The following is a 26,785-nucleotide window of genomic DNA, read 5'->3' as shown; positions in this document are numbered from 1 at the left end:
CGCTTAGAGCAAGTACTCAAGCATCGGGAACCTCCGCAACGCACTGGCCCCTACGTGTATTTTAAAATCAAATATTAGTCCTATATAATGGAGTCTTTTGCGAGGCTGATAGGCTACAGTGCCACTATGCCAAAATTTAAATCAAAATCTCAGCAATCTAAAAAATCAAAAAAGCAGGCTAAAAAGGAAACTTCTACCCTTAGTCTCAAAGAACAGTTAGCCCAGAAGCGCAAATCTGCCCAAGTACGTAAAGAACTCACTAGCTTACTCACCACCGCCATTTTTGGCGGTGTCTTCGTTGGCATTCTACTTTTTTTCGTAGCTGGAATTAAAGCAGCAGTCCCTGGCGTGTTAGGGATAATAGTCATGTCCCTTTCCTACAAATATCCACGCCAAGCCCTATATGCCTTCATCATTTACATACCTGTGGGAGGTACTGTCACCTACTACTTGGGCAATAGTCCCATACTCCAATTAGCTAAAGATGCCTTTTACGTTCCAGCGCTAATTGGACTTTGGCAGACTTGTCGTAGACAGGGGCTACCGATAATTATTCCCAAAGGCATTAAAATCCCACTTTATATTGTTTTGGCTTGCAGTCTGCTAACACTGTTGTTTGTTAATGGTGGACAGCAATTTAACCCGCCTAGTGCAGGACTATTAGAAAAAGCACCCCCAGAAATACCATTAGGTATGGGAATTCTGGGACTAAAAGTATTTTTAGGCTATGTCCCTCTGATTGGTTGTGCCTACTATCTAATTCGCGATAAGCGGGATTTTCTATTTTTATTGCGCCTCCAAATTGTCCTTACACTGATTTGCTGCGCGCTGGGATTTATTCAATATTTTTTACTACTAACTGGTGTATGTCAGGGTACTAGAGGTCTTGAAGGAGATGCCTTATTTAGAGCAACACTCGAAGCCCGATGTTATTTTGGTGGAGCGCTAGTATATAGTCCCGAAGAAGGGGTTATTCGCCTACCAGGGACATTTGTAGCTCCTTGGCAGTGGGCATGGTTTTTAATTTCTAGCACCTTTTTTACCTTTGCCACCGGCTTCACCGATCCCTCGCCAATATGGCGGATCATCGGTTTAGCTTCTATAGTGGGAGTCTTTATCGATGCTGTAATCTCTGGGCAGAGAATCGCCTTAGCTTTAGTACCAATCTGTTTCGGGATTTTGCTATTGCTTACCGGACAACTTGGCAACCTGAAACGATTTATCCCCATAGGCGTGGGACTTGCCTTCATTCTGGGAATTGCGATGGTGAGTAACCCTGCTGTCGTACAAGAGAGAACCGAGAGTTTTATCAGTCGTTGGAACGCTTCACCACCTCAAGATTTTATCATCCAGCAATTTGAAGAAAATTGGAAAAACGTAGACGGGCCATTGGGAAGCGGCTTAGGACGAGCAACAAACTCTGCCCGTGTGATGGGCCAAACTAAGCTTGTGGAAACTTACTACCCCAAAGTACTTTATGAAGTAGGAATTTTTGGATTACTATCGTTTCTGGGTTTGGTAACAAGTTTAACAATTTTGGGCTTTAAAACCTATCGCTCCATAAAGAACCGTAATTTCCGTAGTTCCGGAGCAGCTTTGTGGGTGTTTATATTGTTTATTAGCACCAACACTTACTACTATCCTCTGGATGTCGATCCTGTTGCGGCCTATTATTGGTTTTTTGCGGGAGTTCTTTTTAAGTTACCAGAACTGGAGAAACAAGATAAGGAAGAAGCCAACCCCGATCAAAAAAAGAAGAAAAAACGTCTAAAAACAATTTAAATGAAATAAAAATGGCCAAAGATATGATTGGAGGTCAAAAATACCTCAGTATTTCAAACCTACCTCGAAATTCTCGCCATACACTTATTTTTCGATGATACTTATTGATGGGTAAGCAATTTCGTAGTCAGAGAGAGGAATGAAAGTGAGGTTTTCCAAAATCCGTGAAAATACAGTATGTAAATTAAAGCAATAGCCACTTACTGAATTTCATGAAAATTAATTTCTACAAGGCTATTATATAGGTAGTAAAATTACTTAATAAAATTTATGAATAATTGGCCATTAGTTACTGTAGTTATTGCAACCTACGGACGAGAAGAAGCACTACGCGATAGCATTGTGGATATCTTAAAACAGGATTATCCAAATTTTGAAGTTTTAATTGTAGACCAAACTCCAAAACACCAACCAGAAATTCAAGCCTACCTAGAAGAGATGGCAAAGGCAGGTAAAATTAAATGGTTGCGCTTAGATTGGGCAAGTTTGCCAGGGGCGCGGAATTATGCTGTCCGGCGGGCATCTGGTGAAATAATATTGTTTATTGATGATGATGTTCAGTTAACCCCTGGATTGTTAGCAGCCCATGCGAAAAATTATGTGCAAAATCCAGAGGTGGGGGCTGTAGCAGGTCGGGTTTTTGACAGAATGAAATTAGGTGATTCTAGAGGAGATTTAGAGATTGAATATTTGCCTCCCGAAGCTATGGACCCAGGAATTGCTTGGTATCATATTGATTTAGTACATACCATCAAACCCCAACAAGTGCTGACAGCGAGGGGCTGTAATATGTCATTTCGCCGCGAAATCTTTACCAAGTATGGATTGAGGTTTGATGAAAGGTTTCGCGGTAGTGCAGTGCGCGAAGAGTCAGATTTTTGTTTGCGGGTAAGACAGACGGGGTATAAGATTTGGTACGACCCAGAAGCCCATTTGGTGCATTTAGGCGAAGAAACAGGTGGTTGTCACGATATTAGTATGCGATCGCTAAAATATCAACTCACCTTTTACCACAATCATTTTTTACTGGGGCTGAAAAACCTGACTGCGACTCAAGCTTTGCGTTTATATGGTCGTTTATTTGACTGTCACGTTCTCGGACGCCCACCTTGCCACAAAAGCGGTTCCCCCATCAAAATTGCCACTCGCGGTATTTTCTACATTTTGGGTTTTTTCAAAGCCTTGGGTACTGTCATCCAATCATTATGGAACGATGGTCAAATTTACAGTCGATTGGATAAACAAGTTTAGTTATTAGTCATTTGTCATTTGTCATTGGTCATTAGTGAATAACAAAGAATAAATGAAAAATGAGAATTTTAGTTGCTAGTCATACTTATATCGTAGACCTCAACTGTGAAAAATTACGCGCTTTATCTCAACTAGAATCTGACATTGAAGTGACAGTTGTAGTCCCAAAACGCTGGAAACCAGGCGGTGTACAAAACAGAATTATTGAAACTGAATACCGTGATGAAGGCAGATTTAAAATAGTTCCAGTTTCTAATTTTAGTCAAAATCATCAGGGACTTCTTACCTTTGGCGCTGATTTGATATCTTTATTAAAACAATTCCGCCCGCAAATCATCCAAGTTGAACAAGGTTCTAGAGCCTTGGCTTATACTCAAATGATTGCCTTAAATCAGCTATTAGGACTCAAGTCTAAAAATATATTTTTTACTTGGTGGAATCTTCCTTATGAACTGAAACTACCAATTTCTCTATTAGAAAAATATAACCTTAACCACAGCCACGGGATTATTTCTGGCAATCAGGATGGAGCAGAAATTTTGCGGCAACGGGGATATACAGGTGCAATTAAAGTCATGCCACAACTGGGTGTAGATGAAAGTTTATTTACTCCCAAAGTTCAACCAGATTTAGCAGCTAAGTTGGGCATTGAAAAAGAAGATTTTATAGTAGGTTTTGTAGGTCGCTTTGTGCAAGAAAAGGGTTTATTAACGCTTTTACAAGCCTTAGCCACTTTGAAGAATAAACCTTGGAAATTACTATTATTGGGACGAGGAGAGTTGCAAAGTGAATTAATGAAAATTGCGGCAGAAAACAATATTAAAGATAGATTAATTTTGATAGAAAGTGTTCCTCATAATGAGGTTGCAAGTTATATCAATTTAATGAGTACTTTAGTATTACCTTCAGAAACAACTTACAAGTTTAAAACCTTAACTTCTGCTGGCTGGAAAGAGCAATTTGGTCATGTGCTAATTGAAGCAATGGCTTGCCAAGTTCCTGTAATTGGTTCTGATTCTGGGGAAATTCCCTATGTAATTGGCGATGCTGGCTTAGTATTTCCTGAAGGTGATGTTCAAGCTCTTGCTAATTGCTTAGTTCAATTAATGGATAAACCAGATTTTGCTCATACTCTCGGTGAAATGGGTTATCAAAAAGCAATGATTCAATATACAAACAAAGCTTTGGCTAAACAGCAATTAGAGTTTTATCAAGAGTTAGTCATTAGTCATTGGTCATTAGTGAATAATAAAGGGCAAAAGTCAAATGACAAATCACAAAGGACAAATGACAAATGACAAATGACCAAGGACAAATGACAAATTACAAAAAAATGAAAGTGTTACAAATTGTTCCCTCAATTTCTCTAATTTACGGTGGCCCTAGTCAAATGGTACTAGGATTAGCTCCGGCGTTAGTAAAAGAGGGAGTAGAAGTTACAATTCTCACAACTGATAGTAATGGCGATAATGGTCAAACACCTCTGGATGTTCCTTTAAATCGCTCAATTAAACAAGATGGCTATGAAATAATTTACTTTCGTTGTGCGCCGTTTCGTCGCTACAAATTTTCCTTCGATTTATTAAACTGGCTAAAACGTCACGCTCACGAGTTTGACATAGCACATATTCACGCTCTATTCTCGCCAATAATTAGTGCTGCTGCTCTTGTGTGTCGTCAGCAAAAGCTACCTTATATTTTCCGTCCTTTGGGTACTCTCGATCCGGCTGATTTACAGAAGAAAAAGCAATTAAAACAGCTTTATGTCGCAATTATAGAACGTCAAAATTTAGCTAGTGCGGCTGCAATTCATTTTACCAGCGACCAAGAAGCTAAAATATCAGAACGATTTGGAGTATCTACGCCAGATTTGGTGATTCCCTTGGGTGTGATTCCTCGTCAATCTTCTATTAAAAATGTATATAGTCAGTTAGAAATACCAAAGGATGTACCATTGGTGCTGTTTATGTCACGAATTGACCCGAAAAAAGGGTTAAATTTGTTGATTCCGGCGCTAGAAAAGCTGTTAGCAGTTGGTTATAAGTTTCATTTTGTTTTAGCTGGAACTAATCCTCAAGAACCAGATTACGAACAAAAGATAATATCCCAAATTCAAAATTCACCATTGCGATCGCACACTACAATTACAGGCTTTGTCTCTGGTGAACTCAAAGTTAGTTTACTACAAGCTGCTGATTTATTTGTCTTACCTTCCTACTACGAAAATTTTGGGATTGCTGTAGCTGAAGCGATGGTTGCAGGTGTACCCGTAGTCATTTCTGACCAAGTGCATATTTGTCAACAGATACGTGATAGCGAGTCGGGTTGGGTAAGCGCAACAGATGTGCAAGCACTGGTAGAGTTACTGCAAGAAGCTTTGGAAAATCCCCAAGAACGCCAGCGACGAGGATTAAACGCCCAAAAGTATGCCTTGGAAAATTTTAGCTGGGATGCGATCGCCAAGCAAACAATCCAAGCCTACCAAAAAATTCTTACAAACAAATGAATTTAACCCAACTCGGCATCAACCAGGGAACTCTAAAAATAAAACTCGCAGTTGTGCTGAGAATAACACCAATCACTAAAGATATTACTATCATCATAAGTAATTCATAATTCAAAAATAATAAATATATTTGTAGTTTTTTTTCGCAATACTTGCGTTATAAAAATTAAAATTTTAGCAGGTTGGAAACTCATCAAAATATTGTATCTATGCCAATAAAGTTTCCCTTAATTCTGCAATAATGTGGAAATGTTGTCATCTCAATAAACCTAGACTTGCAATAGATTGTAGTCAGCTATTACCCTGATACTTGCAATTCTTTATATAAAGAAAAACCTGTAAGGAAAACATATTAATTAAGAGCATATATGTGTACTTTAGTCAATAGTTTTTATCTCTCTCTTGTCCCTTATCTGAGAGCGCTGACAACCTAAAATTTTGTTTCAAACTGCTAAAGTCCGATTGGGAAATAGGGGTTTTATGTCATGATGGCATACTAGAATATATATGCTTTTCTAACTACAGGGAATCTCTCATGGCTCTCCGTCTAGGTGATACAGTACCCAACTTTACGCAAGCTTCAACACACGGCGACATCGATTTTTACCAATGGGCAGGTGACAGCTGGGTTGTGCTGTTCTCTCACCCTGCTGATTTTACACCTGTTTGTACAACAGAACTTGGCACAGTTGCCAAGCTCAAACCAGAATTTGACAAGCGCAATGTCAAAGCGATCGCACTCAGCGTTGATGACGTAGAATCCCATAAAGGCTGGGTGGGAGACATTGAAGAAACTCAAAGCACCACTCTTAACTACCCGATTTTGGCAGATGCAGATCGCAAGGTTGCCGATCTGTACGACATGATCCACCCCAATGCTAATGCGGCTGTGACAGTGCGATCGGTTTTCGTGATTGACCCCAATAAGAAACTCCGCCTGAGTTTCACCTATCCTCCCAGCACAGGACGCAATTTTGATGAACTTTTGCGGGTAATTGATTCTCTGCAATTGACTGATAATTACAGCGTGGCAACACCAGCTGACTGGAAAGATGGAGAGGATGTTGTAATTGTCCCTTCACTGAAAGATCCAGAAGTACTCAAACAGAAATTCCCCAAAGGTTATGAAGAAATCAAACCCTATCTGCGGATGACTCCTCAGCCTAACAAGTAAATCTGAAAATGATTTCTGATAAAAAGCAAGGGCGCAAAGATATAATTTTGCGCCTTTGTTTTTTTGCGTGAGAATATAGTCATTGGGCTAGGTATCTGAAGCTGGAGGAAATCCTTATGTTCTCATCTCCTTTGGTTTTGCAAATTCCGTCATCAATGCAAATGACAGACGAACAATTTTTTGAATTCTGTCAGGTGAATCGTGACTTACGCATTGAGCGCAATAAATTTGGAGAATTGGTAATTATGCCTCCTACTGGTTCAGAGACAGGAAATCGAGAAGGTAACATATTTGGGCAATTGTGGGTTTGGTCAGAACAAGATGGTACAGGTATAACTTTTAGCTCTAGTACTGGGTTTAAGCTATCAACAGGTGCAGAACGCTCTCCAGATGCTTCCTGGATTAAACTAGAACGCTGGAATGCTCTGTCTCCAGAACAGCAGCGAAAGTTTGCTCCCATTTGTCCAGATTTTGTAGTCGAACTCAAATCTCCTAGCGACAACCTCCAGACTTTAAAGGAAAAAATGGAGGAATATATGAATGAGCCAGGAATACAGTTAGGCTGGTTAATTGACCGTAAGCAGCGTAAAGTTTATATTTATCGTCCTGGATTGCCAGAAGAATGTTTAGATAATCCTGCTAGTGTAAGCGGCGAGTTGGTATTGCCTGGGTTTATTTTGAATATGAGTAAAATTTGGTGAGAAAATTTTATCGAACAGAATACATAATATTACTTGTTGTACCAAGCTTTTCGCCACTGTTGCATTTGTTTAATTTCTATATCTTGGGCTTTAACAATTTCTTGGGCTAATTTCTTGATTTCAGGTCGCTTAGACTTACTTAAGGCATCTTGCGCCATTGTTACAGCCCCTTCATGGTGAGGAATCATCGCATTGATAAAGCGCAGATCGAATTCCGCATCAGCTGCACCTAAATCTTGACTCATCATCATAGTTTTCATTTGGTCAGATGACATTTCCATCATGTGGCCCATTTGACTGTTGTAAGCCATTGGTTTATCTCCCGCTTTGGGATACCAAGTTTGTCGCCACTGCTTCATCTGAGTGATTTCTTGGTTTTGCGATTTGATGATATTGTCTGCTAGCTTTTTGATTTCAGGACGTTTTGATTTCTGTTGCGCAACATTCGCCATTTCCACAGCCCCTTGATGGTGCGGTATCATAGCGTCGATAAATCGTAAATCAAAATTAGCATCGCCTGGGCCTAAATCCATTCCCATACTGTGATTCATCATGCCACCACCGTGATTCATCATCTGCTTGTCATTAGCATTGCTGGTGGTTTCCTTTGGCGCTTGGCTTTGGTTCTGGGAAGCAGTATTGTTACAGCCTGTAATTAACCCACCAGTTGAAGCGATCGCAGCAAAAGTTAACGCTAAAAAGCCATTCCTTAAAAATAGCAGTTGCATAAATCTTACTTAACATATTTCTAATTTTAACGATCTAATAATCCAATGAAATTAAGATAAAATCTAAAGATTCCCGACAACTTATTTTTATAAAACCAGGGATTTTGTTTCTCATTGCACTGGTTGCTCATGCCTATACTCGGTACATAGGAGATTTATCGGGTTTACGAGCGATCGCTAATGTCTGAACCTGCTACTGTAAAATCGATTACTGACGGTATTTCAGAAAACTAAGTTATTTTGAACAAGAACGTTTACGTGCCGAAGAGGCAGAAGAACGCGCTAAACAAGCAGAGCAAGAAATTGCTCGACTACGGGAGGCTTTACGTATACAGGGCATCGACCTAGAGAATATTATGATGACACGAGGAAATTAATTAAATACATTTTCAAGTTAAAATCTAGTTATCAATGTGTAAAAAAGTGTAATCTTCTGAAAGTAGGGCATCGTTTGCAAGCAACAGAAATTAAGGATCGGTTAAAGTCCCTTATCGAGCAAGCCTCCTCGATAGATCATAATCTAGCGAGAAGATTAGAAGAAATCAATCGTTGGGTAAAAGACATCAAGCCAGGTTCTCTAACTGCAAAACCCTTTGTAATTGCCTTTCTGCTAGAGGTGATTACAGATTCCACGATTTGGCTGATGATTAAATCCTTACCTTCAGAAGAGGAACAAAAAGCAAAGTTCGAGCTGATGACGCCGATTGAGAGATATTGGTATGGTTATTTATTTCCCAGATGGTTCAATGCAAGTGACTCCAAGTTTTATATTTGGAAACAAAAATTAATGGCAGGCGAGTTTAATCAGGTTGATGATGATATCATTAGATCGATAGCCCAAGATATTGTTCAGCGAGAAGGTAGTTTTTGGCAGCGTTATATAGCCGACCTTTCAATGGCAACAGATTTAATTGTTAGTCGTAACAATCAACCACTGTGCATTCAAGTTACCAGTGTTAGTGAAGAACTTAATCACCAAAAGTATGAAGCTTGGCAAAATACACTGCGATCGTGGGAAATCGAGAGGGGGCTGTTCTTAAGTTACAATCCCAAAGATGCTAATTTTGTCAACCAGTTAGTCAACGTGGCCCTGTATAACAGTGATTACCTTTCTGGTGGCAAATATTTAAAATTTTCGTGATTTTTCAGGAATTTCATATTTCAGATTTGTGTCTAGCCTATATACTTACGTGCTAATTACAGCTTTTATGCCTAATAAAAGAGAAACTCACTGCAACAATCAAGTAGATACATTTGCTGAGGCTTTAGCGACGGCGCGACAAATGCAGCAAAACTGGCTAACTTATGGGGTTGATTTTGTGAATATTTACGTTGAAGATGTGGAGGGAGACTGGCTAGAAACGTGGGGACATGATGAAATATTAGGTAATTTTCAATTAGATACTATTAAAGAATTTCTGGTAAGTAACGATAGTGTAGCTGTGAAAGTAAGAGAGCATTTAGGAGAGCGATCGCTGTTTGATTTTGCCGTAAACTTAGATGAATCTTGGAGAAATTCCCAAACCAATGACAGGCAATCTGCTGTAATACACTTGTTAGCTGGTGAAGGAAATAGTGTTGATACAAATGACATCAGGTTATTGGATTTAGCAAATACTCTTGTGGGAAAGTTAACAGAGATTTTGTGAAATTTAGAATTAAATTGTAGTAAATTGCTTCCAGACGTTATTTACATTTGTCATATTTAGTCCGTCAACGTAAATTTTGGATAAAAATCTTGTACAGAGGCGAGGTAGGATGAGCGAAGGCTGGGGACGCTTATAATTATAAACTTAGATGTTTTTTATGGATGTTGAAGCAATTGTTACTCGCGTTCCAGCCTGTATAAGAAAGATTTAAGCATTTATTACAAATGTTGAAGCAATTGTTACTCGCATTTCAGTATGTATAAGAAAGGTTTAAGCATTTATTACAAAGATTAAATATTGTCTTATGAATGTGAAAGCAATTGATTACTCAGGTTAAAACTTTGGTTAATAACGTTGAAAGCCTTGCCACGCCAGTAGGTTGGGTGGAGCGGAGCGCAACCCAACATATATCAGGATGTTGAGTTACGCAAAGCCTCCAACGCCACTTGCTACAACGCGGGAAACCGCAAGGGCGCAGTGGCTCTCCAACCTACAATTTTTTTGCAACATATTTAGCCTTGACACGCCACTACACTTTTTCAACGTCTAAAGAGTGGTTTGGCATCAAAAACTACTTTTATAAATATAGCTTTACCAACAAAAGTTAAATAAGTTTCCCTTTTGGGAATTATAGACCTACTGAAGCTCAGGCAAGTAGGTCAAAAGCATTGATTAGTGAAACTGCAAAACTATTGTATCCCTCAGTCGAAAAATTGGTTAACGAAATTGTGGCGGTTAACCACGCTTGGAAAGTGGCTCGTAAATTATTTGGACAAGATTCACCGCTATCTATTTCTTCGCGGGATTTAAAAACCTGTTTGCAGGTGCGTCTATTGCGAAGCTATGCACCAGAACAGGTTTATTTAATTGAGGACAAAAAGTCTGAGGGTGAGCCACTTTACAGCTTACGTCTCCGAAAACCTATAGGAAACCGCTTCGATGCAGAACATCTCCCAATGCGGGTAGCTCAAGAAGTTCTTGCGGATAAAGAATTAGAGCAATTTAAAAAGATATAACCAAAATAAACAAGAGGGGTGCAGCGTCAAAATGGCAAAAGTTTGGGGCATTATTTGGCATAACGAACCTTTTCATTGGGCAATTGCTTTTGTATTATTAGTCACAATTCTTGTCGAGTTTTACACATTAGGGCAGTATTGGCATTCAGAATGTGGCACAACTAGAGCCTCTATTAAATTTTTGAGTAATTTGAAAAAGGGTAAAAAGGTAAAGCTTTCAAACGGAGTTAGCAAATGGTTAAAAGACCATATAGGAACCGATGACTCTAGTAGGTTTAGACAGCAAGATGGTAATTACATACTGATAAAGTATCCATCTGTCTTAGCCCGTCCAATACCTCGAAGTTCCCTGCGTTTTGTGACAACCTTGTGTACTGCCATTGGGCTTTTAGGAACCTTTTATGGTATACAACAAGGACTCCAAGGAATCAATTTATCTACAAAAGATACCAACGAACTGATGACTGCCAGTAAAGAGCTACTGGTAGGAATGAAAACAGCTTTTTCCACTTCCCTGATAGGACTTGGTTCTGGTAGTGTATTCACTTTAGTTTTGTTTATATGTGATTCGGCACGGCAGATAGGGCGTGATAGTTTGCGTCAGAAATTAAAGGCGATCGCAACTTTGAAAACAACAGATAATAGCAATAGCGATCTAGTTGAAGCATTTATCCGTGTAGGAAATAAGTTGTCAGGGTTAAACCAACCCAGTGCTGAAGCCATCGGTCAAGCCGTAGGTAAGAGTATTGCAGAACAAAATGCCAACCGCGAAGTAGCTGAAGCACTTAGTCTTGTAGCAAAAAACTTAACCGGACTAAAGCAGCTAAATGCAGAAGCCATTGGACAAGCTGTAGGTAGGAGTATTACAGAACAATTTGCAGGTTTAAATCAGTTGTCAGCCCAAGCTATTGGCCTAGCCGTGCGCCAGCAGATATTTCCAGCTTTAGAAGCAATTTTCAAAGAGCAGAAACAACTCCGAGAACTCCAAGAAAATCAAGGACAGAGAGTTTTAGAAGAACTCATCAAGGATATGCGAGTTCAGGTACTCGAACCGATTGCAGATCGACTAGATAAAAGTGCAAAGTTAACTGAGCAAGCTTCCACAGCAGTGCTGATACTGCATAAAGAACTTGGTGGTATCTCTGAAAGTTTGGCAAGTTCCATTTTAACAATTCAGAACTTTCAACAAGAAACTTTGGCAGAACTCCAGAAATTTGCTAACAATTTGGGAGACACTCTAAATCACTTCAAAACAGATACAAGAGGTGTTTTACAACAAACAGCCGATGAAATTAATCGAGCTGTAAATCTGAGTATTCAGGGAATGACAGCCCAGCGAAGTGCTTTTGAAACAAGTGCAGTGCAAGCTGCTGCTACTTTCCGAGGAATTCGAGAAGAACTGCAAATAGCGCTACAAGAACGCGCAGTAATAGAACAGAATATGCTTCAAGGATTTGCTAATAATATGGGGCAAACTTTGAGTCAATTCCAAACTGAGACTACAGGAGTTATACAACAAATATCTCACGAAATTAATCGAGCTGTAGTTCACAGTATCGAGGGAATGACAGCCCAGCGAAGTGCTTTTGAAACAAGTGCAGTACAAGCTGCTGCTACCTTCCGGGGAATTCGAGAAGAACTACAAACAGCACTGCAAGAACGCGCAGCAGTAGAAAAACAGATGCTTCAAGCTACTCAGACTGGAATTATCCAAATTCTCACCCAAGCAAATAGAGCCTTTCACGAACAAACTAATACTCTAAAAATAGTGGGTAATCAAGCTTCTGGATTGATGAATGATGCGAAAGATAATCTTTTGGCTACTTTAGGAAATATCGACGCAAAACTTACAGCAACTCGTCAAACAGTAGAAGATGATCTAACCAGATTCAGGCAAGAATATCAAGCGAATTTACAAATGTTCTTTGAAGAACAAAACAGCTTACTTGAGGGGACGCTAGGTAACCAACGAAATGGATTATCTGAGGTTGTGAACAATCTCGATCGAGTCTTCAGAGAGGAATTTGAAAGACGTAGTGAATTGACTCAAGAAGTAGACAAAAGTATGGCTACAATTCAGGAGTCTGTCGAACAAATTAACAAATTAGTTGTTGCGGCTGGATTACACGACACACAACGACTAATGCAACTAGAAAAGCTTGCTAGCGGTATTGGGCAGCAAGTGCAAAAAGTAGACAATTCATACATAAATTTGAATCAAAAATTTGACCTTAGCCTTCAGTCTTGGCAGAGTCATCTTGAAGTTTCTATGCAAAGGAGTGTTGATTCACAGTTAAGCTTTTTCCAAGAAGCAGATACTTCTATGTCTAGGGTTTGCGGACGTTTACTACAGACAGCAGAAGTGCTGCGTGCTGCACTCGATAACCACCAATTTATTAATGGTAGAAGCAATCATGGATGATTTTATCAGAGGTGAAATATCGAGTAAGTAAGTTGGACTGGATTTATTGCATCCATGCTAAAACACAGTGGGATCAGCAAAATATTGACCGATCCGGGAAAACATCAGCAGCCATTTGGAACGTAGCAATTTCTAATTTATGGTTGCAGCATCAGCTATTGTGGCGTTTAGCTCTTTATTATGGCGATCGCCAAGAACAGGTGTTAGCACAGTCTATAGCTGAATCTTTTGGTGTTTTTGCTAATTCTGGCTTAGTTAGTCACCTGCTACCAGTTCAAATTATTCGGGTGCTTCGCAGTACACAAGCAGGTCGAGAATTGGCGAAAATTGCTTGCGAAAAGCGTGTTAATCGAACTGGATTGCTAAATAACATCCAAAACATTTTACCTGCTTATATTCCATTATTTAGCCAATTCATAGAAGATATAACTCCGTATTTTACTACAATTACTTCCCCCAATCATCAGCAGGTACAATGGCTGTTACTATGTTTGGATGAAATGTCAGATAGTCAGCAAATAAAAGCTGTTAATCATTTACTTACTAATGTTTCCAATAATATAGCCAATAATCATTCATTACTGGTTGATTGGTTGCGAAAAAACTATAGAAATGGTGAAAATTGGTATAAACTTTCAGAGCCGGCAAGGCAAAGACTTCGAGAGTGGATTGGAGGTATTAATTATGGTGATTTCCAAAAGTTAGTAAATCTAATATTGAACAAGCTCAATTTAGAAGACTACGAGTCAAAGAGGCTATGTAGTCGGAGAAACTTTTGGGCTAATTACAGTAACCGCTTTGAACGGCTTCGCATTTTGTTACCAAAGACATCACAAATTGCCATAGGGTATCAAATCCAAGGTGATATTGATCTATTAGAGGATGATGGTAGCGACCCAACAGAGGTCTGTATATTTGATTTTGGTGAGTGGTTTGTAGTCGAATTTTTTCGTGGAAGAGGTAGTGAGACGCGTCTGTTTCCGAAAAATTCCAGAAATGAGCAAATCCTTTTTGGCGAATCCACACTTTCAGTCAAGCGGATTCGTTGTCTGGGTAGCGATAAGCACGATCATGAATTTCTTTGGCAATTCTTTTGCCGCCAATGGCTTGCAAATAAGGGAATTAACCCAAATCCATGTACTGAACCTTACAGAAACCCGACAGCAGATCAATTACAACAGCGAGAAAACAGGCTTGGGCGGTGGAAAAGAGAAATTGAATATTTGGAACGGCAACATCGAGTCTATGTGTGATGTTAGAAATTTTTATAGAGACTATTGATGCACAATAATGGTGTCTCGACTTATTTCAATATAGGAATGCTGCTTAAACAATTCAACTACAGATTGGAAGTTCGCTATAAATAGGGATTCCAATTCTGAGTTATTGATATTCCCTGTTGTGATTAAAAGTAGTTTATAAGGTTGCTGAACTGTTAAAAAAGAGTTGACAAAATCCACATCTTTGGTGATTAAAATTCGATTTTGTTGAATTGATACGGCATTAATCTCATTATCTGGCGTTGCATTTTCTCCAGGTAAGTCTCTGGTGTGGATCGTGTCATAACCTGAAGTTTTGAGAAAACGGGCAAGACGAACTGGTAACTGAGCATCGACAATAAATTTCATGAGGCGATTCGATGAATGCTTTTGACTTGGCTGAGTCGAGCGGCAAATAACAAGACAGCTAAAATATCTTTAGATTCTAAATCTTCATAATCTGCCAAGATTTCCTCAGTAGTCATGCCAGAACTGAGCAGTTCCAAAATAAACTCAACTGGATAACGAAGTCCTCGAATGCAGGGTTTACCGTGGCAGATATTTGGATTATGAGTGATGCGTTCTAGAAGTGTGTTATCCATAAACTCTTACCATATTTTATGTTCTCATCTTCTAATTCTAGATGCGAACAGACAGTAGCCCATTGCGATCGCACTAAACTAGATGTTAAAACTTTGGGTGTATTGACTTATACGCAAATTACCCCACTCATAGGGCGATCGCACACATTCAACCCTCTTCAAAATGCACCCCAACCACGTTAAGCTGAATTAGAGTGGCAATTTATTGCGCTTTTAATATGCAAATCTCTGTTCTTGTCAAATTTTAATTTTTTTCTGCTTGAGAAACCCGGAATGCTAGACCGAATTTTTGATTACCTCGACTTTCATTTCACCATTGAAGCCCCTATAGTTCTGCTGATCCTGGTGCTTTTAGAGGCGCTGTTATCTGCCGACAATGCCATCGCTCTGGCTGCGATCGCTAGGGGGCTGGAAGACGAAGAACTTGAGCGTAAAGGACTCAACTTTGGTTTAGTCGTTGCTTATGTGCTGCGAATCACCCTGATTCTCACTGCTACTTGGGTACAACAATTCTGGCAATTTGAATTATTGGGCGCTGCTTATCTGCTGTGGTTAGTATTCCAACACTTTACCTCACAAGAAGCCAACGACGACCGCCATCACGGGCCGCGTTTTAATTCATTGTTGCAAGCCATACCCGTGATTGCATTTACAGATTTAGCATTTTCTTTGGATAGCGTGACCACTGCGATCGCAGTTTCTCAAGAAAAATGGCTAGTGCTAACGGGTGCAACAATTGGTATTATTACGCTGCGATTCATGGCGGGATTGTTTATCCGTTGGCTAGACGAATATGAAAACCTAGAAGACGCAGGCTATGTAACTGTCGCCTTGGTAGGCTTGCGCCTGTTGTTGAAAGTGGTGAACGATAGTTTAGTTCCACCAGAATGGATCATGATTGCTGCTATCTTCCTAATTTTAGGCTGGGGATTTTCCAAGCGTGTTGACACTGAACTGCCCCAAGTAGAACCGGAAAAGAGCGAAGTCTCTAAGTAAAAAGAGGGGACAAGGGGACAAGGGGACAAGGGGAGCAGGGGAGCAGAGGAGAAGTTACAGTAAGTTTTTCCCCTCTGCCCCCCATCGCCTCTGCCTGTTTTCAATGCCCCATGCCCCATGCCCCAGTCCCTAATGTCTTACTCGTGCAACCAAGGCGTTAAGTGTGGTTGCCAGCTGACTAATTCTTCATCCTTAAACCATAGGGCTATTTCCCGTTGCGCGGTTTCTTGAGCATCAGAACCGTGGATTAAGTTGCGACCAATATTCAGACCAAAATCGCCCCGAATCGTTCCCGGCTCTGCTGTTAAAGGGTTTGTCGCACCAATAATCTTTCTAGCAGATGCAACGACACCATCACCTTCCCATACCATTGCTACCACTGGGCTAGAAGTGATAAATTCGACTAGACCAGCAAAAAAGGGACGTTCCCGGTGAACATCATAGTGTTGTTCAGCCAATTCCCGACTGACTTTTAGTAACTTTAAACCAACTAGGGTAAAACCTTTAGTTTCAAAGCGACGGATAATTTCCCCCACTAGTCCCCGCTGGACGCCATCAGGCTTAATTGCTAAAAATGTGCGCTCCATTACTATCTCCCAAAGCTTAATAAAGTTTTTATCTAGTCAATTGTCCTTTGTCCTTCGTCCTTTGTCCTTCGTCCTTTGTCGTCCTCTGTCTTGAGTACAAGGGTTTTGCACTAATGACCAATGACCAATGACTAATGACTAATGACTAATGACATACGACTCTTGACCAATCAGAGTTTATCTCAGAAATTATCCTTGGGTGCATATACGTTCCTAAATGAATGCGCTAAATTGTTAACTCATGGGTGAAAAACAGAGGTTAGGAAGAAATGGGTGTTGAGTCAACTGCTACATCTGACGAGGTGGTACAAGTACCGTCCAATGGACAAAAATCTGAAGTGAAAAATCATAAACAAAAAAAACTGTTACCACCGAGTCCTACTACCACAGGAGATTTACCTCGCTCCTGGAAAATTGAGGATAGCGAAGCTTTGTACCGCATTGAAGGATGGGGACAACCTTATTTTTCCATTAGCGCTGCTGGTCACGTTACCGTGTCACCCAAGGGCGATCGCGGGGGATCTCTTGACTTGTTTGAATTGGTCAACTCCATGAAACAGCGCAACTTGGGACTTCCCATGTTGATTCGCTTTTCCGATATTTTGGAAGACCGGATTGAGCGGTTGAATGCTTGTTTTGCCAAAGCGATCGCTCGTTACAATTACCCTGGTGTCTATCGTGGTGTGTTTCCTGTCAAATGCAATCAAGAACGGCATTTGATTGAGGATTTAGTGAAATTTGGCAAGCCCCATCAATTTGGTTTAGAAGCAGGTTCCAAGCCAGAATTAATGATTGCTCTAGCTGTGTTGGATACACCAGGAGCATTGTTAGTTTGCAACGGCTACAAAGACCGAGAATACATCGAAACGGCAATGTTAGCCCAAAGACTAGGGCAAACACCAATCATCGTCTTAGAACAGATTGAAGAAGTTGATTTGGTAATTGATGCCAATCGCCAGTTAGGTATTAAGCCGATATTAGGTGTTCGTGCTAAACTCAGTACCCAAGGTATGGGACGTTGGGGAACCTCTAGTGGCGATCGCGCTAAATTTGGTTTGACAATGCCTGAAGTCATCGAGGCTGTTGACAAGTTACGCGAAGCTAACCTGCTCGATTCTTTGCAGTTGATGCACTTCCATATCGGCTCACAAATCTCTGCCATTAATGTAATTAAAGATGCTATCCAAGAAGCCAGCCGCATTTATGTGGAATTGGCAATGCTGGGGGCGGATATGAAATACCTTGATGTTGGTGGCGGCTTGGGCGTAGATTATGATGGCTCTCAAACCAACTTCTATGCATCGAAAAATTACAACATGCAGAACTATGCCAATGACATCGTGGCAGAGTTAAAAGATACCTGTGCAGAGCGGCAGATTCCCGTACCAACACTGATTAGTGAAAGTGGACGAGCGATCGCTTCCCATCAGTCGGTGCTGATTTTTGATGTTCTTAGTACTAGTGATGTCCCTCTCGACAACCCAGAACCTCCACAAGAGGGAGAATCCCCGATTATTAATTATCTTTGGGAAACTTACCAATCCATTAACAAAGAGAATTATCAGGAGTTCTACCACGACGCTACACAATTCAAAGAAGAAGCCATCAGCCGCTTCAACTTAGGAATTTTACGCCTCAGAGAACGAGCTAAAGCCGAACGTCTCTACTGGGCTTGTTGTCAAAAAATTCTTACCATCACTAGACAGGAAGAATACGTACCCGATGAACTAGAAGACCTAGAGAAAATCATGGCTTCCATCTACTACGTGAATATGTCAGTGTTCCAATCGGCACCAGATTGCTGGGCGATCGACCAACTATTCCCGATCATGCCAATCCACCGCTTAGATGAAGAACCAACACGGCGGGGAATTTTAGCAGACCTCACCTGCGACAGTGATGGTAAAATCGACCGCTTTATTGACCTGCGCGATGTCAAGTCGGTTTTAGAATTGCACACCTACAAGCCCGGAGAACCCTATTATTTGGGAATGTTCTTGAATGGAGCTTACCAGGAAATCATGGGGAATTTGCACAACTTGTTTGGCGATACCAACGCCGTTCACATCCAATTAACGCCCAAAGGCTACCAAATTGAACACGTTGTCAAAGGTGACACGATGAGCGAAGTAGTAAGCTACGTCCAGTATGACTCCGAAGATATGGTAGAAAACATTCGCCAGCGTTGCGAGAAAGCATTAGAAGAAAAGCGCATCACCCTAGCGGAATCTCAGCGACTACTGCAAACCTACGAGCAGAGTCTTAGAAGATATACGTACTTAAATAGTTAGGAGTTAGGAGTGAAGAGTTAGGAATAAAGTTAAAAGTTAGAAGTGAAGAGTTAGGAATAAAGTTAAAAGTTAGAAGTGAAGAGGGAAATATGAAATAATAACTCCAAACTCCAAACTCCAAACTCCTAACTCCTAACTCCTAACTCCTAACTTTAATTTGTATTTGTCCCCAACAATTCCTCTATCGCTTGTCGCTCAACAGGGGTATGTGATGGCGGTGTCTGACGGGCATCGGTAATCAGCCAGTCTAAAGCAGCAGCTTGAACATCGATCGCAGCGCCAGTTTTATCTACGCAATAACGTCCAAATACTAGCTTATCGACTAACCGGACTCCAGGGCCCAAGCGCGACCATTCAAAAATGACGCTGTTTTCCACTGTTGCGCCACTACATATCCAACAATTGGGGCCAATCATGGCTGGGCCGACAATTTTAGCTCCGTCTTCAATTCTTGTCATCCCACCAATGTAAACTGGGCCTGTGATATCCACTTTGTCCCAATTTACGGCGACATTTAAGCCAGTGTAAATACCAGGGGCGACTTCATGACCAGGAATTTGTACATTTTTGATTTCACCCAGCAGCACACCACGAATCGCCCGCCAATAGTCTGGAACTTTACCAATATCTACCCATTCAAAGTCCATAGGAATGGCGTAAAAGGGGGCTTTGATTTCTACCAATTTGGGAAACAATTGGCTACCAATGTCATATTCAACATCAGAGGGAATATAGTTAAAAACCTCTGGCTCAAAAATGTAAATACCTGTGTTGATGTTGGTGCTGAGGGCTTCTTCAGTTGAAGGTTTTTCTTGGAAAGCTTTGACACGACCTTCTTCGTCAGTCACAACCACACCATAGCTAGAAACTTCTTCTTTGGGGACAGATTTAGTGATAATGGTAGCGATCGACCCTTTAGCTCTATGCCATTTAACCGCCGCAGTTAAATCCAAGTCAATTAAAGCATCACCACATAAAACTACAAAGGTATCATCAAAAAAGGGTGAGAAATCTTGGATGCGTCGCATCCCTCCAGCTGAACCTATCGCTTCGCCCACCAATTTACCGTCGTCATCAATTTTCCCTTCAAAGGAATAGGCAATTTGCACTCCAAACCGCTGACCATCACGGAAATAGTTTTCTATTTCCTCAGCCAAATGACTAACATTAACTAGAATCTGGTCAAATCCATGATGGCGTAACAGTTCTAGTAAAAACTCCATCACTGGCTTTTGCAGGATGGGCATCATCGGCTTGGGCATAGTGTACGTAATAGGACGCACGCGAGTACCCTTGCCAGCCGCGAGAATCATCGCTTTCATAAAAATTTATTCCTCAACCACAAGCCAGTTTACTTTCATCGAGTGATACTTTATCATCAGTTTTTATTTCTGCTCTAAGTCATCCCCCAGAATAGGGATAACAGGAATTTAGTGGTTATTACAACCATTGATATACTTAGATGACAAGCGATCGCTTATCTTTTCAATTTACTCGGATTTTGCGGCTGAATCAAAAATCTATGACAAAGGAAGCAGCTATGCTGGAGGCAGGAGGAAAACCCATAAATAAATTCCTATTTTTCTAACCAGGAAGTCTTAAATCTTGATGCCCGCACTTTTGATTTAAATTGTTTTGTCTCTTCATGCATAAATATAGGGCGCTGTTATCCGTGACAAAGCGAAAAGTCCGATCGTCGGTTCCGGCGCTCTGTTAGCAACACAAGAGCGTCACTTTTCACCAAAGAGCAACAATACAGCAGTTTACAAGTAGATGAGGTACAAAATGCAGGACTTACGCATCACATATAAACAGTTTCTATCTCTGCCTCCTGCCTCCTGCCTCCACTTTTGACTTTCTTAGTTCATCGGGTTCTCAAAAGGTTTGCCGATATTAGCTGAATCTCTAATTAAGCGAATTTTAATTTCATGATAAAAATCCTCTTGAAATAGCTCTACCTTCGATTGAGCCGAGAGTAATAGTAGTGCCCAGAAAACGCTAACTAGGTTACTGTGTTTAGACTCATGTCCAGACCCATTTTGGTTAAGAAGCTTTGTCTTAGTCCACAATTCTACAAGTTGTTCTAAATTCAACCAATTTTGTTCTAAACTTAGCTCTCTTGTCGACAATTTCAACACCTGCTCCAGTTCTCTGGCGACTTCTGTCAGATTTTCTTGGTGAGCTAACTCCAGCGCCTCTCGCATACTTTGAACGCTAGGTTGACGCCTGGGACGGATAGGTTTACTGACTTTCTCTACCAGTTTTAGTTGGTTAGCCATAATCTGCAATTGCTCGATTAACTCTTGCAGAGTTACCCGACGCTTTGGTGGTGGCATTGCCGCTGGACGACGACGCAATTGCCGTTCTAAGGGTAGACGATGACCCTGATGTAATACACCGTCCTCACCTTCCAGTAAGGCATCATCTTCTACACCATCTTGTGCATCTCCTACTGTTGACAATTGCATCAAGGTATTTGCCTTGAATAATACCAGCATTGATGCTGATAAAAATGCCTGTCCAGATTGAGACAAGTCCGCTTCATAGCCTCTTGTTATTGCCCCCGGTGCCATCAGTTCTAAATAGCGGTCAATCACCTCGATCACTTGGACATCCCAAGGATCAATTTCCCCCTGCTCGGCTTGGTAAATCAAAAATGTGATTGTTTCTAACAGCTCGGAAGCTTCCATCAACAGGTTCTAAGTTAATTAATGAGAATCAAAAGAATGTAAATTCAAGACTAAATTAATTGACTATTGGCAAAGCGTATACTCTATACATTCGCTTGCGCTTCTTTTTTCAGAAATTGCCTGCTGGCAATATCCTCTAAAATTTGTAATCGATCACCATTGTGAATTGTGAGATTAGATTGTGCAACTTTTGACCTTGGGCATTCGGCATTGGGCATGGGGCATTGGGCATGGGGCATTGGGCATGGGGCATTGAGAAGAGACAAGGTAGACAAGGAAGAGGGGGGAGATAAGAAAAAGACTTGTTCAATAATTCCCCCTTGTCCCTTTGTCCCCCCTGCCCCCTGCCCCCTGCCCCCTGCCCCCTGCCCCCTTAATCAGGAGGCGAATCATGGGCAATAGTGACAGTTGAGACAAAATCACTCGGCTTGCCGCTCTTAATAGCATCGAAAGTGCCCTTAATAGTACCAGCAATTGGAACAGCAACAATTGTCCCTAACAAGCCAGCAATCTCAAATCCCATCAAAATAGCTACAAAAATCCAAATGGGATTGAGTCCGATAAAATTACCGAGTATCCTGGGAGCTAACAAGTTATCTTTAAGCTGCTGCATGAGAATTGCCGCGATCGCAACTTGAACTGCTAACCACCAATTTTGCAGTAGTACTAAAATTGTCACCAGACCAATACCGAGAGACGCCCCAATAAAGGGAATGAGTTCTGAAATACCGATTAAAATGGCAAACAACAGGGCAAAAGGCACCTTTATGACTAAGAAAATTGGTGTCAAGGTTAGCACCATGAACAATCCTAGTAACAGCTGGCCGAGGAAGAAGTTCTGAAAGTTTAAGCGCAAGGATGTGGTGAGGGGATCTCCAATGTTAGAGGGTAAAAGATTGATCAGACCATACCAGACGCGATCGCCATATAAAAGCATATAAAATGCAAGCACAATGACTAACACTAAGTCAACTAATCCAGAAAGTAGTGTTCCAGCAAATCCTACTGCACCAGAAGCTAGCTGTTGCACTACATTTTGAATGTTGGCATTGATTTGACTACTCACAACCCTCAGATCGATTGGCAAACGTCGTTGCTTTGCCAACATCTCAAACTGCTCTAGGTTTGCTTGACTGGCGGTTAACCAATCAGGGATCTTATTTAACAGTTGGATTGTTTGATCGACGATCAACGGTACTAGGGTAACGCCCAAAATCCCAAGCAGGGTTAATGTTGCCAGTAAAACTACGATCACCGCCTGAGTGCGGGTGATCTGAGCACGTTCAAAGAACTTAACCGGGTAATTGAGCAGAAAAGCCAGAATCGCCGCAATGCTCAAGACAGTAATGGGATGCTGGAAATAGCGAAAAAGCACAGACAGCAACCAGATATTAAGAGCGATAATCGGACCGCTCAGACCATAAATTAACAAGCGTTGAAGGGAGGCTGAACGGCGCATCTGACGCAACCTATTTTAAATATTCCTTGAGATAATTTGTAAAATTCTTGATGGCACTGATTATCATCATAGATATTTTTAACAAAGATATATATAAGCGTATCTGATAGCAAGGAAACAAATCACAATGGACAAAATTGTAGCTGGTCTTCGCAAAGACTACACCTTGGAAGGCTTGAGCGAACTCGAAGTAGAACTCAATCCTTTTATCCAATTTAAAAAATGGTTCGATCAGGCTCTAGCAGCACAACTCCCTGAACCTAATGCCATGACCATTGCCACAGCCACACCAGACGGTAAGCCTTCAGCCAGAATGGTGCTGCTTAAGGATTTTGATGAACGGGGCTTTACCTTCTTTACTAACTACAACAGTCACAAAGGACAAGAATTAGCAGAAAACCCCCAAGCGGCTTTAGTCTTTTGGTGGGCAGAACTGGAACGTCAAGTCCGAATTTCGGGGTATGTGGAGAAAGTTTCCGAAACTGAGTCTGACCAATATTTTCACAGTCGCCCAGCTAACAGTCGCCTGGGTGCATGGGTATCTAATCAAAGCGAGGTCATAGAAAGTCGAGAAGTCTTAGAGCGACGCTTGCAGGAATTCCAAAGCAAATATGAAAATCAAGAGATTTTTCGACCGTCTCATTGGGGAGGCTTACGAGTTATCCCTACAGAAATTGAGTTTTGGCAAGGACGCCCTAGCCGTCTGCACGATCGCTTGCTCTATAGCCGTTTAGATAATGGCACTTGGAAGATTGAGCGATTGTCACCGTGAAGGGGAGGCAGGGGACAGGGGGAGAAATCAATTCAAAATTCAAAATTCAAAATTCAAAATTAAAGAACTTCTGCCTCCTGCCTTCTGCCTTCTGCCTCCTCCTTCCCAATGGCCAATGCCCAATGACCCGTATCACATTACCACTGAGGAATCAAATCTTTAATTGCTGCTCGTGCTTCTGATAGAGATTGGGTACGAGCATCACCTTCATTCAAGCTATTAGCGTTAATAAATTGAATGTCTGTAAGCCCAATAAAGCCGAAAATCGTCCGCAGGTAGGGTTCTTGGAAGTCGTAGGCAACGGCTGGGGAGGTGGCGCTAAAGTCACCGCCACGAGCTGTAATGATAACTGCCTTTTTACCTTCGACTAACCCTCTAAAACCTTGAGCATCTAAGGCAACAGTCCGGTTAATGCGAACGATTTGGTCGATGTAAGCCTTAAAGGTGGAAGGTATATTGAAGTTATACATTGGCACTCCAAAGACGTAGCGATCGGCTGCCAAAAACTCATCAACCAGTTCGTCAGAAATCCTAATTGCCTCAGTTAATTCTGGAGTATGGGTTTCTGGTGGTGAAAATGCCGCCGCAATCCAAGCTTCATCAACGTGAGGAACTGGGTGATGCCCTAAATCTCGATAGGCGATCGCATCTTCAGGATGTGCTGCCTTCCAAGCACTGACGAATTCCTTAGATAATTCTCTGGAGTGCGATCGTTCACCACGGGGGCTGGAATCAATATGTAGAATGTTTACCACAAATATCTCCTGATTAACTAGGATTTCTGCTTTTACTTTTTTAAATCTTTATTTCAAAGCATTACATCAGATACTAAAAGTAACTAGTTACTAAAGTAAAGTAGTTACTTTATAGTAACTATTGGATAATTTTGGCTAACTTATCGATGTCTGCTTCTACAAATCCTGATGCTTGCCCAATCAGTATTTTGATGTCCTTATTATCGGGCCCCTGGACAATGTACATACTATGGGTGTTGTGTAATCGCGGGCCTACTCGTTTTGGTGCATTGAAGCGCCAAGTAGAAGGCATATCAACCAAAATGCTGACAGAAAGACTGAGGATGCTTGAGGCAGCAGAAATTATTTATCGCCAGTATGAACCAACTATCCCACCTCAAGTCACTTACGGTCTTACAGAACGCGGACAGGAACTCATTGAAATCCTTCATCAACTCAATAGGCTTGCTGAACGTTGGTATGGCAGCGAACAACGAGAACATAGCAATAGTAATGTTTAAGCTGAAATTACACAAGTTTTATCTCAAACCTAAGTATTTTTAGGGCTATTGTCTAAGATATTTTAATTGTGGGCTTCAAGACAGTTCCATCCATACTGAAAGCTCTTCCATATCAAATAGAGGAAGTTTTTGAATACCAGCTTTTTCGAGGCTGTTGTCTTCCGTTCTTCCGCGCCAGATTACGCAGAGTACAAAGTCCACGATCGCTCCCTCATGACGCAGCGCTTCGGTACTTTTTACAACTTGACCACCTGTTGTAATCACGTCTTCAATGATACACAATTTTTTTCCTTGGATATCAATTCCTTCTGCTAGCTTCTCAGTACCATATTCTTTTTTTGTCTTCCGAACAAAGACAACTGGTAATTCAACTTCTAATGAAATTGCTGTTGCTAAAGGAACTCCCCCTAATTCTAGTCCTGCTAGAATTTCTGTTCCTGGTGGAATCTTTTTTACCATTTCTTTAGCTAACTGCTTCAGTAACAAAGGATTAGATTCAAACTGATATTTATCAAAGTAATGGTCAGATATCTGACCAGAACGTAACCGAAACTCGCCTTTCAAATAGGAAACACGAACAATTTCTTTGGCTAATTCGCTATGACTCATTTTTACAAAAAGCTGGGGAAAAGGTAAAAAAGCCGATGGAAAATGCATCGGCTTCGCTAACAATATTTAACAGATAAATAGTCTACTGTTCCTGGATTGCTGCTACTTTGGGAGGAAACTGAATTCTCGGATCTGGCATGAAATTATATCTCAAGTACAATCCTCCTGAGACAAACAGAATAATTAACAACCCACCAATACCAAGGGGGCTAGGAAGCCAGAAAACAGCTTCTATGTGGTTTAGCTCACCAGGCTGGAGTTTCCACACTAATTGATTGCCATTTTTTTCTGGCTCAATTGCAGTTTCAGTTAGTTGAATATTTTTGGCTCCCCAAGGAGTCTTCAAGCTAAATTCCAAATCGAGAATTGAACCAGCATTAGCTAGGACGTTACCTTTGCTAGCGATTAGAGAGAGCGATCGCAAATCCAAATCATAAATCAACCGATTTCGAACTAAAAGTAAAAAATTATTCTCCTCCAAGAGGACGTTTGATTCAATTTTCGGCAGTTCTGAGTCAGATTCGCTCTGTACAGACTCAGAGGGTTGATTCGCATGGGAGTTAAAGAATTCGTTGAACTTCTCTTGCAATTCCCTACCACTGCTAAAAGGAATTGTGACGATGATTTCTTCTGGGGAAACTCGCTGTGCTTTACCCTCAAGTTGACGGGCGCGGCGTTCTATGCTCTTTAACCACTCATACACCGAATCGCCGCTAAAACTGGTTAGCCGTTCTCCCAACTTAATATGCTGTACTAGTTCGCCACTATTTGAGTTGTCAAAGTTAAGCCCCACATCGTACTTTACACAGCCAGTCAGTAGGAGAGATGTTAACAGCACTAGCCAAAGAATAGGATTTCGGATGGGAAAGACGCGGTTTATTCGATTTCGGCCATTCACTCGTGAGGGCAATTTCATATTTGCCAACACAAAATTAAACGATCTGACTAACCACAAGAAAATCTTTCCGAAAATTGAAGAATTCATAACTATAAATCTCCCCCAAAGTCAACAGATTTTGGATTTTAAATTTTGGAT

General features: G+C 41.0%; 27 protein-coding genes. 16 read left to right on the top strand and 11 right to left on the bottom strand.

Annotated features, from left to right (window positions below; translation table 11 throughout):
* Positions 1–126 precede the first annotated feature (126 nt).
* From hpsL to RM049_RS05045, 6 genes are all read left to right on the top strand, one after another.
* Complete coding sequence (gene hpsL, locus RM049_RS05070; RefSeq protein WP_322670783.1) at positions 127–1,782, top strand: hormogonium polysaccharide biosynthesis protein HpsL; 1,656 nt, start codon at positions 127–129, stop codon at positions 1,780–1,782.
* Between the two features lie 270 nt (positions 1,783–2,052).
* Positions 2,053–3,033, top strand: coding sequence for a hormogonium polysaccharide biosynthesis glycosyltransferase HpsN (gene hpsN / locus RM049_RS05065; protein WP_322703394.1), 981 nt, complete (start codon positions 2,053–2,055; stop codon positions 3,031–3,033).
* Positions 3,034–3,092: 59 nt separating this feature from the next.
* A complete protein-coding gene (gene hpsO / locus RM049_RS05060; protein ID WP_322703393.1) occupies positions 3,093–4,331 on the top strand; it encodes a hormogonium polysaccharide biosynthesis glycosyltransferase HpsO in 1,239 nt (412 codons plus the stop codon).
* A gap of 35 nt (positions 4,332–4,366) precedes the next feature.
* On the top strand, positions 4,367–5,539 hold the full coding sequence (hpsP, locus tag RM049_RS05055; protein WP_322703473.1) for a hormogonium polysaccharide biosynthesis glycosyltransferase HpsP: 1,173 nt from the start codon (positions 4,367–4,369) through the stop codon (positions 5,537–5,539).
* 535 nt (positions 5,540–6,074) lie between these two features.
* A complete protein-coding gene (locus RM049_RS05050) occupies positions 6,075–6,713 on the top strand; it encodes a peroxiredoxin (protein WP_094348143.1) in 639 nt (212 codons plus the stop codon).
* A 116-nt stretch (positions 6,714–6,829) separates the two neighbouring features.
* Positions 6,830–7,414, top strand: a complete 585-nt coding sequence (locus tag RM049_RS05045) for a Uma2 family endonuclease (RefSeq protein ID WP_322687867.1) — start codon at positions 6,830–6,832, stop codon at positions 7,412–7,414.
* Positions 7,415–7,443: 29 nt separating this feature from the next.
* Here RM049_RS05045 and RM049_RS05040 read toward each other — a convergent pair whose 3' ends face one another.
* The gene (locus RM049_RS05040; RefSeq protein ID WP_322703392.1) at positions 7,444–8,142 is read right to left on the bottom strand and encodes a DUF305 domain-containing protein; all 699 of its coding nucleotides are present in this window, start codon (positions 8,140–8,142) and stop codon (positions 7,444–7,446) included.
* A gap of 451 nt (positions 8,143–8,593) precedes the next feature.
* On the opposite strand from RM049_RS05040, the gene RM049_RS05035 reads away from it, so the two are divergent.
* The 5 genes from RM049_RS05035 (at position 8,594) to RM049_RS05015 (ending at position 14,482) form a co-directional block, all read left to right on the top strand.
* On the top strand, positions 8,594–9,283 hold the full coding sequence (locus RM049_RS05035) for a hypothetical protein (protein WP_322683378.1): 690 nt from the start codon (positions 8,594–8,596) through the stop codon (positions 9,281–9,283).
* A gap of 67 nt (positions 9,284–9,350) precedes the next feature.
* Complete coding sequence (locus RM049_RS05030) at positions 9,351–9,791, top strand: hypothetical protein (RefSeq protein WP_322703391.1); 441 nt, start codon at positions 9,351–9,353, stop codon at positions 9,789–9,791.
* Positions 9,792–10,459: 668 nt separating this feature from the next.
* A complete protein-coding gene (locus RM049_RS05025; RefSeq protein WP_322703390.1) occupies positions 10,460–10,807 on the top strand; it encodes a hypothetical protein in 348 nt (115 codons plus the stop codon).
* A gap of 31 nt (positions 10,808–10,838) precedes the next feature.
* Positions 10,839–13,229, top strand: a complete 2,391-nt coding sequence (locus RM049_RS05020) for a hypothetical protein (RefSeq protein WP_322703389.1) — start codon at positions 10,839–10,841, stop codon at positions 13,227–13,229.
* Complete coding sequence (locus RM049_RS05015) at positions 13,226–14,482, top strand: EH signature domain-containing protein (RefSeq protein ID WP_322703388.1); 1,257 nt, start codon at positions 13,226–13,228, stop codon at positions 14,480–14,482. Before RM049_RS05020 ends, RM049_RS05015 begins: the two co-directional genes overlap by 4 nt.
* 21 nt (positions 14,483–14,503) lie before the next feature.
* Here the strand turns inward: RM049_RS05015 and RM049_RS05010 are convergent, their stop codons facing one another.
* Together RM049_RS05010 and RM049_RS05005 are read right to left on the bottom strand one after the other, a co-directional pair.
* Positions 14,504–14,857 carry a DUF5615 family PIN-like protein gene (locus RM049_RS05010; RefSeq protein ID WP_322703387.1) on the bottom strand — a complete coding sequence of 118 codons (354 nt, stop codon included), beginning with the start codon at positions 14,855–14,857 and terminating at the stop codon, positions 14,504–14,506.
* Positions 14,854–15,090: a DUF433 domain-containing protein gene (locus tag RM049_RS05005; RefSeq protein ID WP_322703386.1), complete on the bottom strand. Its 237-nt coding sequence runs from the start codon at positions 15,088–15,090 to the stop codon at positions 14,854–14,856. Before RM049_RS05005 ends, RM049_RS05010 begins: the two co-directional genes overlap by 4 nt.
* Positions 15,091–15,108: 18 nt before the next feature.
* Here RM049_RS05005 and RM049_RS05000 point away from each other — a divergent pair, with 18 nt between their 5' ends.
* Positions 15,109–15,273, top strand: a complete 165-nt coding sequence (locus RM049_RS05000) for a hypothetical protein (protein WP_322703385.1) — start codon at positions 15,109–15,111, stop codon at positions 15,271–15,273.
* Positions 15,274–15,363: 90 nt separating this feature from the next.
* Positions 15,364–16,086: a TerC family protein gene (locus tag RM049_RS04995; protein ID WP_322670769.1), complete on the top strand. Its 723-nt coding sequence runs from the start codon at positions 15,364–15,366 to the stop codon at positions 16,084–16,086.
* Positions 16,087–16,223: 137 nt separating this feature from the next.
* On the opposite strand, the gene ndk is transcribed toward RM049_RS04995, so the two are convergent.
* On the bottom strand, positions 16,224–16,673 hold the full coding sequence (gene ndk, locus RM049_RS04990) for a nucleoside-diphosphate kinase (RefSeq protein WP_322670768.1): 450 nt from the start codon (positions 16,671–16,673) through the stop codon (positions 16,224–16,226).
* Between the two features lie 269 nt (positions 16,674–16,942).
* Here ndk and speA point away from each other — a divergent pair, with 269 nt between their 5' ends.
* Positions 16,943–18,964: a biosynthetic arginine decarboxylase gene (gene speA / locus RM049_RS04985; RefSeq protein WP_322670767.1), complete on the top strand. Its 2,022-nt coding sequence runs from the start codon at positions 16,943–16,945 to the stop codon at positions 18,962–18,964.
* 152 nt (positions 18,965–19,116) lie between these two features.
* Here speA and RM049_RS04980 read toward each other — a convergent pair whose 3' ends face one another.
* The 4 genes from RM049_RS04980 to RM049_RS04965 form a co-directional block, all read right to left on the bottom strand.
* Positions 19,117–20,286, bottom strand: a complete 1,170-nt coding sequence (locus tag RM049_RS04980; RefSeq protein WP_322670766.1) for an NDP-sugar synthase — start codon at positions 20,284–20,286, stop codon at positions 19,117–19,119.
* A 537-nt stretch (positions 20,287–20,823) separates the two neighbouring features.
* Positions 20,824–21,654 carry a ScpA family protein gene (locus RM049_RS04975; protein ID WP_322703384.1) on the bottom strand — a complete coding sequence of 277 codons (831 nt, stop codon included), beginning with the start codon at positions 21,652–21,654 and terminating at the stop codon, positions 20,824–20,826.
* A gap of 83 nt (positions 21,655–21,737) precedes the next feature.
* Positions 21,738–21,893, bottom strand: a complete 156-nt coding sequence (locus RM049_RS04970; protein WP_322703383.1) for a hypothetical protein — start codon at positions 21,891–21,893, stop codon at positions 21,738–21,740.
* Between the two features lie 134 nt (positions 21,894–22,027).
* Positions 22,028–23,113, bottom strand: a complete 1,086-nt coding sequence (locus RM049_RS04965) for an AI-2E family transporter (protein WP_322683372.1) — start codon at positions 23,111–23,113, stop codon at positions 22,028–22,030.
* Between the two features lie 127 nt (positions 23,114–23,240).
* Here RM049_RS04965 and pdxH point away from each other — a divergent pair, with 127 nt between their 5' ends.
* Positions 23,241–23,885, top strand: a complete 645-nt coding sequence (gene pdxH / locus RM049_RS04960) for a pyridoxamine 5'-phosphate oxidase (protein ID WP_322703382.1) — start codon at positions 23,241–23,243, stop codon at positions 23,883–23,885.
* 137 nt (positions 23,886–24,022) lie between these two features.
* Here pdxH and RM049_RS04955 read toward each other — a convergent pair whose 3' ends face one another.
* Entirely contained in the window at positions 24,023–24,640 is a 618-nt protein-coding gene (locus RM049_RS04955; protein WP_322703381.1) for an FMN-dependent NADH-azoreductase, read from the bottom strand.
* Between the two features lie 146 nt (positions 24,641–24,786).
* Here RM049_RS04955 and RM049_RS04950 point away from each other — a divergent pair, with 146 nt between their 5' ends.
* The gene (locus RM049_RS04950) at positions 24,787–25,140 is read left to right on the top strand and encodes a helix-turn-helix domain-containing protein (protein ID WP_322699457.1); all 354 of its coding nucleotides are present in this window, start codon (positions 24,787–24,789) and stop codon (positions 25,138–25,140) included.
* A gap of 75 nt (positions 25,141–25,215) precedes the next feature.
* Here the strand turns inward: RM049_RS04950 and pyrE are convergent, their stop codons facing one another.
* Positions 25,216–25,749, bottom strand: a complete 534-nt coding sequence (gene pyrE / locus RM049_RS04945) for an orotate phosphoribosyltransferase (protein ID WP_322703380.1) — start codon at positions 25,747–25,749, stop codon at positions 25,216–25,218.
* An 82-nt stretch (positions 25,750–25,831) separates the two neighbouring features.
* Positions 25,832–26,734 (bottom strand): DUF3153 domain-containing protein, encoded by a 903-nt coding sequence (locus RM049_RS04940; RefSeq protein WP_322703379.1) that lies wholly within the window; start codon positions 26,732–26,734, stop codon positions 25,832–25,834.
* Positions 26,735–26,785: the final 51 nt, after the last annotated feature.

The organism is Nostoc sp. DedQUE04, assembly GCF_034530995.1.
In the GTDB taxonomy this organism is placed as follows: domain Bacteria; phylum Cyanobacteriota; class Cyanobacteriia; order Cyanobacteriales; family Nostocaceae; genus Nostoc.
Note: the sequence above shows the minus strand (reverse complement) of the source record. Positions and strands in the feature narration are given on the sequence as shown.

Excerpts from the sequence above, each read along its gene's own strand:
- hpsL (WP_322670783.1), top strand. The coding sequence starts at position 127 with ATGCCAAAATTTAAATCAAAATCTCAGCAATCTAAAAAATCAAAAAAG.
- hpsN (WP_322703394.1), top strand. The coding sequence starts at position 2,053 with ATGAATAATTGGCCATTAGTTACTGTAGTTATTGCAACCTACGGACGA.
- hpsO (WP_322703393.1), top strand. The coding sequence starts at position 3,093 with ATGAGAATTTTAGTTGCTAGTCATACTTATATCGTAGACCTCAACTGT.
- hpsP (WP_322703473.1), top strand. The coding sequence starts at position 4,367 with ATGAAAGTGTTACAAATTGTTCCCTCAATTTCTCTAATTTACGGTGGC.
- RM049_RS05050 (WP_094348143.1), top strand. The coding sequence starts at position 6,075 with ATGGCTCTCCGTCTAGGTGATACAGTACCCAACTTTACGCAAGCTTCA.
- RM049_RS05045 (WP_322687867.1), top strand. The coding sequence starts at position 6,830 with ATGTTCTCATCTCCTTTGGTTTTGCAAATTCCGTCATCAATGCAAATG.
- RM049_RS05040 (WP_322703392.1), bottom strand. The coding sequence starts at position 8,142 with ATGCAACTGCTATTTTTAAGGAATGGCTTTTTAGCGTTAACTTTTGCT.
- RM049_RS05030 (WP_322703391.1), top strand. The coding sequence starts at position 9,351 with ATGCCTAATAAAAGAGAAACTCACTGCAACAATCAAGTAGATACATTT.
- RM049_RS05020 (WP_322703389.1), top strand. The coding sequence starts at position 10,839 with ATGGCAAAAGTTTGGGGCATTATTTGGCATAACGAACCTTTTCATTGG.
- RM049_RS05015 (WP_322703388.1), top strand. The coding sequence starts at position 13,226 with ATGATTTTATCAGAGGTGAAATATCGAGTAAGTAAGTTGGACTGGATT.
- RM049_RS05010 (WP_322703387.1), bottom strand. The coding sequence starts at position 14,857 with ATGAAATTTATTGTCGATGCTCAGTTACCAGTTCGTCTTGCCCGTTTT.
- RM049_RS05005 (WP_322703386.1), bottom strand. The coding sequence starts at position 15,090 with ATGGATAACACACTTCTAGAACGCATCACTCATAATCCAAATATCTGC.
- RM049_RS05000 (WP_322703385.1), top strand. The coding sequence starts at position 15,109 with ATGTTCTCATCTTCTAATTCTAGATGCGAACAGACAGTAGCCCATTGC.
- RM049_RS04995 (WP_322670769.1), top strand. The coding sequence starts at position 15,364 with ATGCTAGACCGAATTTTTGATTACCTCGACTTTCATTTCACCATTGAA.
- ndk (WP_322670768.1), bottom strand. The coding sequence starts at position 16,673 with ATGGAGCGCACATTTTTAGCAATTAAGCCTGATGGCGTCCAGCGGGGA.
- speA (WP_322670767.1), top strand. The coding sequence starts at position 16,943 with ATGGGTGTTGAGTCAACTGCTACATCTGACGAGGTGGTACAAGTACCG.
- RM049_RS04980 (WP_322670766.1), bottom strand. The coding sequence starts at position 20,286 with ATGAAAGCGATGATTCTCGCGGCTGGCAAGGGTACTCGCGTGCGTCCT.
- RM049_RS04975 (WP_322703384.1), bottom strand. The coding sequence starts at position 21,654 with ATGGAAGCTTCCGAGCTGTTAGAAACAATCACATTTTTGATTTACCAA.
- RM049_RS04970 (WP_322703383.1), bottom strand. The coding sequence starts at position 21,893 with ATGCCCCATGCCCAATGCCCCATGCCCAATGCCGAATGCCCAAGGTCA.
- RM049_RS04965 (WP_322683372.1), bottom strand. The coding sequence starts at position 23,113 with ATGCGCCGTTCAGCCTCCCTTCAACGCTTGTTAATTTATGGTCTGAGC.
- pdxH (WP_322703382.1), top strand. The coding sequence starts at position 23,241 with ATGGACAAAATTGTAGCTGGTCTTCGCAAAGACTACACCTTGGAAGGC.
- RM049_RS04950 (WP_322699457.1), top strand. The coding sequence starts at position 24,787 with ATGTCTGCTTCTACAAATCCTGATGCTTGCCCAATCAGTATTTTGATG.
- pyrE (WP_322703380.1), bottom strand. The coding sequence starts at position 25,749 with ATGAGTCATAGCGAATTAGCCAAAGAAATTGTTCGTGTTTCCTATTTG.
- RM049_RS04940 (WP_322703379.1), bottom strand. The coding sequence starts at position 26,734 with ATGAATTCTTCAATTTTCGGAAAGATTTTCTTGTGGTTAGTCAGATCG.